6 protein-coding genes are annotated in these 6,241 nt (G+C 43.6%); 1 reads left to right on the top strand and 5 read right to left on the bottom strand.

What is annotated here, in order from left to right:
• Positions 1-55: 55 nt before the first annotated feature.
• The 5 genes from AB4180_RS18155 to AB4180_RS18135 all read right to left on the bottom strand — a co-directional run bounded on the left by AB4180_RS18155 (position 56) and on the right by AB4180_RS18135 (position 4,493).
• Positions 56-616, bottom strand: a complete 561-nt coding sequence (locus tag AB4180_RS18155) for a sugar O-acetyltransferase (protein WP_102249783.1) — start codon at positions 614-616, stop codon at positions 56-58.
• Between the two features lie 203 nt (positions 617-819).
• Positions 820-1,818 carry a LacI family DNA-binding transcriptional regulator gene (locus AB4180_RS18150; protein WP_102249784.1) on the bottom strand — a complete coding sequence of 333 codons (999 nt, stop codon included), beginning with the start codon at positions 1,816-1,818 and terminating at the stop codon, positions 820-822.
• 99 nt (positions 1,819-1,917) lie between these two features.
• Positions 1,918-3,357 carry a 6-phospho-beta-glucosidase gene (locus AB4180_RS18145; protein WP_102249785.1) on the bottom strand — a complete coding sequence of 480 codons (1,440 nt, stop codon included), beginning with the start codon at positions 3,355-3,357 and terminating at the stop codon, positions 1,918-1,920.
• A 170-nt stretch (positions 3,358-3,527) separates the two neighbouring features.
• The gene (locus AB4180_RS18140; protein ID WP_102249786.1) at positions 3,528-4,052 is read right to left on the bottom strand and encodes a hypothetical protein; all 525 of its coding nucleotides are present in this window, start codon (positions 4,050-4,052) and stop codon (positions 3,528-3,530) included.
• 51 nt (positions 4,053-4,103) lie between these two features.
• On the bottom strand, positions 4,104-4,493 hold the full coding sequence (locus AB4180_RS18135; protein WP_102249787.1) for a VOC family protein: 390 nt from the start codon (positions 4,491-4,493) through the stop codon (positions 4,104-4,106).
• Between the two features lie 196 nt (positions 4,494-4,689).
• Between AB4180_RS18135 and AB4180_RS18130 the strand changes: the two genes are divergently transcribed.
• The gene (locus AB4180_RS18130) at positions 4,690-5,577 is read left to right on the top strand and encodes a DMT family transporter (RefSeq protein WP_102249788.1); all 888 of its coding nucleotides are present in this window, start codon (positions 4,690-4,692) and stop codon (positions 5,575-5,577) included.
• The last annotated feature ends 664 nt before the right edge of the window (positions 5,578-6,241 follow it).

Below are 6,241 nucleotides of genomic sequence, written 5' to 3'. Positions count from 1 at the left end.
CTTATCCGAACGGCATTAGAACCTAGGTTCGGGCTTTATCAATTCAATCTGATTATTACTCGTTATCGATCGCTTTCAGCACTTTACACGGGTTACCGACTGCAACCACATTGGCTGGGATGTCTTTAGTTACGACACTGCCCGCGCCAATCACGCTGTTTTCGCCAATGGTCACGCCAGGGCAGATGATCACACCACCACCTAACCAAACATTGTCACCAACGTTAATTGGCGTGCCAAACTCAACGCCTTCTTCTACACGGCCTTTCACATCGAGTGGGTGACCTGCGGTCAGGATTTGAACGTTCGGACCAAGCAGCACATTGTCGCCAATGGTCACTTCAGCCACATCCAAAATCACGCAGTTAAAGTTAGCGTAGAAGTTCTTGCCCAGCTTGATGTTCGAGCCGTAGTCACAACGAAATGGAGGTTCTAGATGCGCGTTTTCACAGCCCGGAATGAGCTCTTGCGTTGCCGCTTCCCATTCAGGAGTGTCAGGAATACTGTTATTGAGTTTTTGAAGCACCTTACGACACTCGATACGAGCGGCATAAAGCTCTTTATCCCAAGCCTGATAAGGTTCGCCTGCTAGCATTTTTTGTTTTTCTGTTTTCACGTTACTTACCTGTTCTCGTATCACTCAGCTATTTTCATATTACTTAGCTAGTTTCACATTACTTAACTAATGGTGGTCAATTCATCGACCAAAAAACGCAATATCGCACATCTAAATAACAGTGAATAAGGAGTGTTTGAGCTTGGTTTAAGAGATGCGCAGCTCGTCACTTTTTGTAGGTGAAATATGAAATTCGAACGGTGCTAATTTAGCTTCGCTATCGAATCACGTAACACCAAACTGCCAGTGGTATTGATGGTGGTCGCTTGCTCTGTTTCACCGACAATTTGCAGGATCGCCTTTTGCGTCATTTGCTCTAATGGCACACTGACAGACGTTAAGCTTGGCGTTAAAAACGCCCCCACTTTGCTGTTATCAAAACCAACGATAGAAACATCTTGAGGCAATGAGTACCCAAGTTCGGTTAACGCCTTAATCGCACCAATCGCCATGTCATCGTTTTCAGACAAGATAGCGGTGAATGTTGCTTTGCTTTTTACCAGAGTCTGAGCCGCATGATAACCGCTCTCCATCGTCCAATCACCTTGAACAACCTTGGACTCATCCAATGCAATACCCTGTTTAGTTAGCACATCTTGATAGGCTTGGTAACGCAACTCATCGGTCGAAGAACCGGCTTTACCACGAATCACTGCAATGTCTGTATGGCCTTGCTCGATGATGTGCTCAACCATCAAACAAGCGCTCTGATAATGGTCGGTGGTAATGGCATGATTAGGCTTCGACGGCATTTCTCGGTTGAGTACCAGAATCGGTGTGTCAGTACTTTCGATGATCTTTGCAATCTCGCTTTCGGTTAAGCATTGCGGATAGATGATGATGCCCGCGCACTTCATATCCAGCAGGAAGTTGATCGCCTTTCTTTCGTCTTCAGCGCTGTGTTTGCCATCGGTGATCACCAATTGGTGATTCGACTTTTCGCTATAAGAAGCCGCGTGATACATCAAGGAAGAGAAGTAAGGGCCATTGAACAACTCATTGGTGATCACAAAGCCGATGAAATTGGTCTTCTTGGTCGCCAATTGCTGGGCCAACAAGTTCGGGCGATAACCTGTTTCTTGAATCGCATCAAATACCTTTTTCACCACATCTGGGCGCACGATGTTCTTGCCATTTAAGACACGAGAAACAGTCGATTTAGATACGCCTGCGCGGTTCGCGACATCAAGCATGGTTACCATTCGCTTCTTTTCCTTTATAAAAAATTAGCCGACATAGGCCGACTAATTCATTGCAAAATGACAGCTCACAGTTCACATAACTGCGCTGGGAAATACATTCTAAATAGTGGCACCGTTAGATGCAATCACGCCTTTATACCATTCGAACGACTTCTTGCGCTTGCGCTCTAGTGAGCCAGATTGATCGTTGTGCTTATCTACATAAATGAATCCGTAGCGTTTTTTCATCTCGCCCGTGGTGAACGACACTAAATCGATACAGCCCCAAGGGGTATACCCCATCAAATCAACACCATCAATCGCGACTGCTTTTTTCATCTCTTTGATGTGGTCACCAAGATAAGCAATACGGTAGTCGTCATTAATGCTGCCATCTTCTTCAATGGTATCAACCGCGCCAAAACCGTTTTCAACGATAAACAATGGCACTTCATAACGTTCATACAGAGACGCTAAACAGAAACGTAAACCCGTCGGATCAATTGGCCAGCCCCAATCGCTAGACTGGATGAACGGGTTATCGACCGAATTTTCATGACCGCCGTCCATCGCCTCTTCAGTCGACTGATACGAAGAAGAATCCAAGGTATTCGACATGTAGTAGCTAAAGCCTAAGTAATCAGCCTTACCTTCTTTTAGGATCTGCTCATCTTCTGGCTGCATTTCAATGTTGAAGCCTTTGATTGCCCAATCACGCTTAGCGTAATTTGGGTAATGACCACGCACCATCACATCCGAGAAGAAATAACGGTCACGCATCGCTTGCTGTGCCACCATGATGTCTTCTGGCTTTGAAGAACGAGGGTAGAAAGGCACCATCGCACACATTGCGCCGATCTGAAGGTCTGGATTAATCTCGTGACCTTTCTTAACCACTAAAGCACTTGCCACAAACTGGTGGTGAACCGCTTGATACATCGCCTCTTGTGGCTTTTCGCATTGTGGGAACTTCACGCCCGAGCATAACCAACCGAAAATATCCGCAGAGGTGTTCATCTGGTTATTGATCTCGTTAAACGTCATCCAGTATTTCACTTTGTGTTGGTATCGTTCCATCACTGTAGTTGAATACTTAACAAAGAAATCGATCACTTTTCGGTTCATCCAGCCGCCATATTCGTTAGCTAGATGGTAAGGCATTTCAAAGTGGCTCAGTGTTACCACAGGCTGAATGTCGTATTTCAACAGCTCATCAAACAGATCATCGTAAAACGCTAAACCCGCTTCACATGGCTCGGCATCATCGCCATTAGGGAAAATACGCGTCCACGCGATACTGGTACGGAAGCACTTAAAGCCCATCTCAGCAAATAACTTAATGTCTTCTTTGTATCGATGGTAGAAATCAACAGCGACTTGGTTTGGGTAGTTTTCGCCATCAATCACACCATCGGTGATTCGACGTTGTACGCCATGAGCACCCGCTGTTAATACATCAACAACACTTACACCCTTGCCATTCGCATCCCAGCCGCCTTCTAACTGATGCGCTGCAACCGCACCACCCCATAAAAAATCGTTCGGAAATTCGTTGTTCATACCATTACTCGCTACAAGTTATTCGTGAAAAAGATCAGGATTAGAGCTGCGGCCACAGCTCTGAAACCGGTTTCAATAAAAGCCAAGATACAGATTGAAACCGGTTTCAGCAATAACTAAACGATCTTTTTCTGATCGAACTACAGACTAATCAAAAGTCAGCGTTACGATCAGTGCTCTTCAAAATATTGATTATGTGTGTGTTTGCTAGATTGGTCTTGAGTTCCCGGGTAAAACTGAACGAGGGTCTGATCGGCTAGTGTGAGGTGAATCCAACCCTCTTTGACTTTCAGCCAATTGGTGCCGTTGGTCTCGTAGACGGCAGGAAAACTACCCCAGCCTGATTCTGATACCTGCAACTCTTGAAAGCGATTAATCGGGGTGAGTTTATTGCTTCTGAAGTCAGCCTCGGAGTAAACCAAAAGAGGCTCGATAGCATCGTTTGGCTTAAACGTATAACAGCTCACAGAGGCTGAAGTGCGATCAAACCACTGGTAGGGCTGTGCACCGATTAAATCGTAGACCGTGCAATCATTGAATTGAATGGCCCACTCTTGATGGGCTTTGAAGCCAAGGTAACCTATGGGTTGGGATGGTTCAGGCTTCGAGTCAGCCTCTGGTTCATATACCGGTTCTGAGGTAGCACATCCCATCAGCCCAAGACTAAAAAGGAAAGTCAAAGCACGCTTCATCATTGTAATACCTCAGTTCCGTTAGTGAGTTAAAAGCTATTCAAGCTCCCTCCATTAAACGGTAAGTTCCAAACGATTACCATCCGGATCGAGTACACAGCTCTCATAATAGCCATCGCCAGTTCTTCTTGGGCCATCTAAGCGCTCATAACCATCTTTAACCAAGCGACTGGTGAGTTCATACACCGCTTGTTCCGAACCTAGTGATATCGCCATATGAATGAAGCCTGTGAACTGGTCATAGATATCGTCTTTCGATTCAGGGACAGAGAACATTTCCATGATCTCTAAGCGACTACCGCTTTCAAAAGACAAGAAATATGAAGAGAAGCCTTTGCTTGGATTGTGATATTTCTGGTTGGACGTTGCACCAAAGTAATCCTCATAAAAACGTTTAAGCACTTCGAGTTGTTTGGTCCAAATTGCGATGTGTTCGATCTTCATTTTGTTTGCCTAAGTTTGATGTCTAACGCTAGATTACTCATCAAATAAGGATCAATAAACAGAACGAAATTCATCGAAGCTGTTCCTGTTTAATGACTCAAACTTATGTCCATAACTGCACAGTATTGGTATCTATGTTTGTGTAATAGTTATCTTTCCTCCATAGTCAGGTTTTACACAATCTGAGATTCAAACTGTGAGCTTTTTAAAACTGATACTACTTGCGGCTATATGGGGAGGCTCGTTTCTTTTCATGAGAATGGCGGCCAATCCATTAGGGCCCGCAGTCTTGATTGAAGCGCGAGTTCTGTTTGCAGCACTTACTCTGCTTTTAGTTTCTTTCTATTTAAAAAAGAAGCTCTCTTTTCATGATCACGCTAAACACTTCTTCATTCTAGGGCTGTTTAACACCACACTTCCTTTTTTGCTTTTCGCTTATGTCGCGCAGACACTTAACGCCTCGACACTCGCCATCTTGAACTCTACCGCGCCAATATGGGCGGCAATCATTGGTGCAATATGGACCAAAACAGCACTCGAGGCGAAAGTTCTATTGGGACTTGGGATTGGGGTAACAGGAGTTGGCGTGTTAGTCGGTTGGGATGCGTTCAATATTGGCCAAGAAGCAATTCTTCCAATCTTTGCAGCCGTGATGGCCGCATTTAGCTACGGTATCGCGTCTAACTACACCAAAACAGCACCTAAAGTTGAAGCCTTCAACAATGCCCACGGCAGCATGTGGGCAGCGGTGTTAATCGTATTGCCATTTGTATTTTTCATGCCAATGCGAGAAGCCCCCGATCTCACTATCACCACATCGGTCATCTTATTGGGTGCAGTATGTACCGGGTTAGCGTATCTACTTTACTTCAATCTCGTCTCTGAACTCGGCGCACCTTCAGCCCTGTCCGTGACCTTCATCATTCCGGTATTTGGTATTCTCTGGGGTAACTTATTCTTAGATGAAACAATTGGCGTCAATACGATTGTTGGTTCAATTCTGGTTATCACCGGCACCATGTTGGTGACAGGAATGTCGCCAATGAAAATGCTCAAAGCCGCTCGTCAACAGCGCCAAGAATAGACAAACTAAACGGGAATGTTTATCACATTATATCAGTACAACAATTGGTGTATTGTTATCGATAAGAGCCTGATATTAAGCATATTTGATAAAAGCTTGTCCAACACTCAGGATTTAGTGTTGATCACACAACACCTTAATCCTTATTCGTTATAATCTGATCACTATTATTTATTTTTCTCCGATGCTAAGTTCAAACAAATGTCATTAGAGACCGCATATGTACTACTTGAATAACGGTTTGACCAGTGATTTAAAGAATCACATTTTACGTAATTATCTAAATTATAATCAATCATCTTATATGTAGCTAGGGTACATAATGGCCCTATTAACAAGACTGAAATTAAAACAACATAATTTATCTGTTTAGATGAAGGTTCTTTATTCTTAAACGAGTTAAAATAATAAAAGATCAAGTAAGCTAAAATAAAAACACCTGAATAAACCGCCCAAACATTTACCACCCCATCAACTACAACATATTTTTAAGATTTCATTTGTACTAAAGCAATGTACTCACTAGCCATAGATGATACGTATATAAAACTCAATATACTTATGATAAATCTAAAAATTATCATTAAAAAGCTCCTGAATGAGATGCGTTGTTGGAGTAACTCGATCCATTTAACCGAAAGGCATATACCCGTTCAACTTGAAG

Source organism: Vibrio sp. 10N.286.49.C3 (assembly GCF_041469545.1).
Taxonomy (GTDB): domain Bacteria; phylum Pseudomonadota; class Gammaproteobacteria; order Enterobacterales; family Vibrionaceae; genus Vibrio; species Vibrio tasmaniensis_A.
This window is presented reverse-complemented; position numbering and strand designations above follow the sequence as displayed.

Excerpts from the sequence above, each read along its gene's own strand:
- AB4180_RS18150 (WP_102249784.1), bottom strand. The coding sequence starts at position 1,818 with ATGGTAACCATGCTTGATGTCGCGAACCGCGCAGGCGTATCTAAATCG.
- AB4180_RS18140 (WP_102249786.1), bottom strand. The coding sequence starts at position 4,052 with ATGATGAAGCGTGCTTTGACTTTCCTTTTTAGTCTTGGGCTGATGGGA.
- AB4180_RS18135 (WP_102249787.1), bottom strand. The coding sequence starts at position 4,493 with ATGAAGATCGAACACATCGCAATTTGGACCAAACAACTCGAAGTGCTT.
- AB4180_RS18145 (WP_102249785.1), bottom strand. The coding sequence starts at position 3,357 with ATGAACAACGAATTTCCGAACGATTTTTTATGGGGTGGTGCGGTTGCA.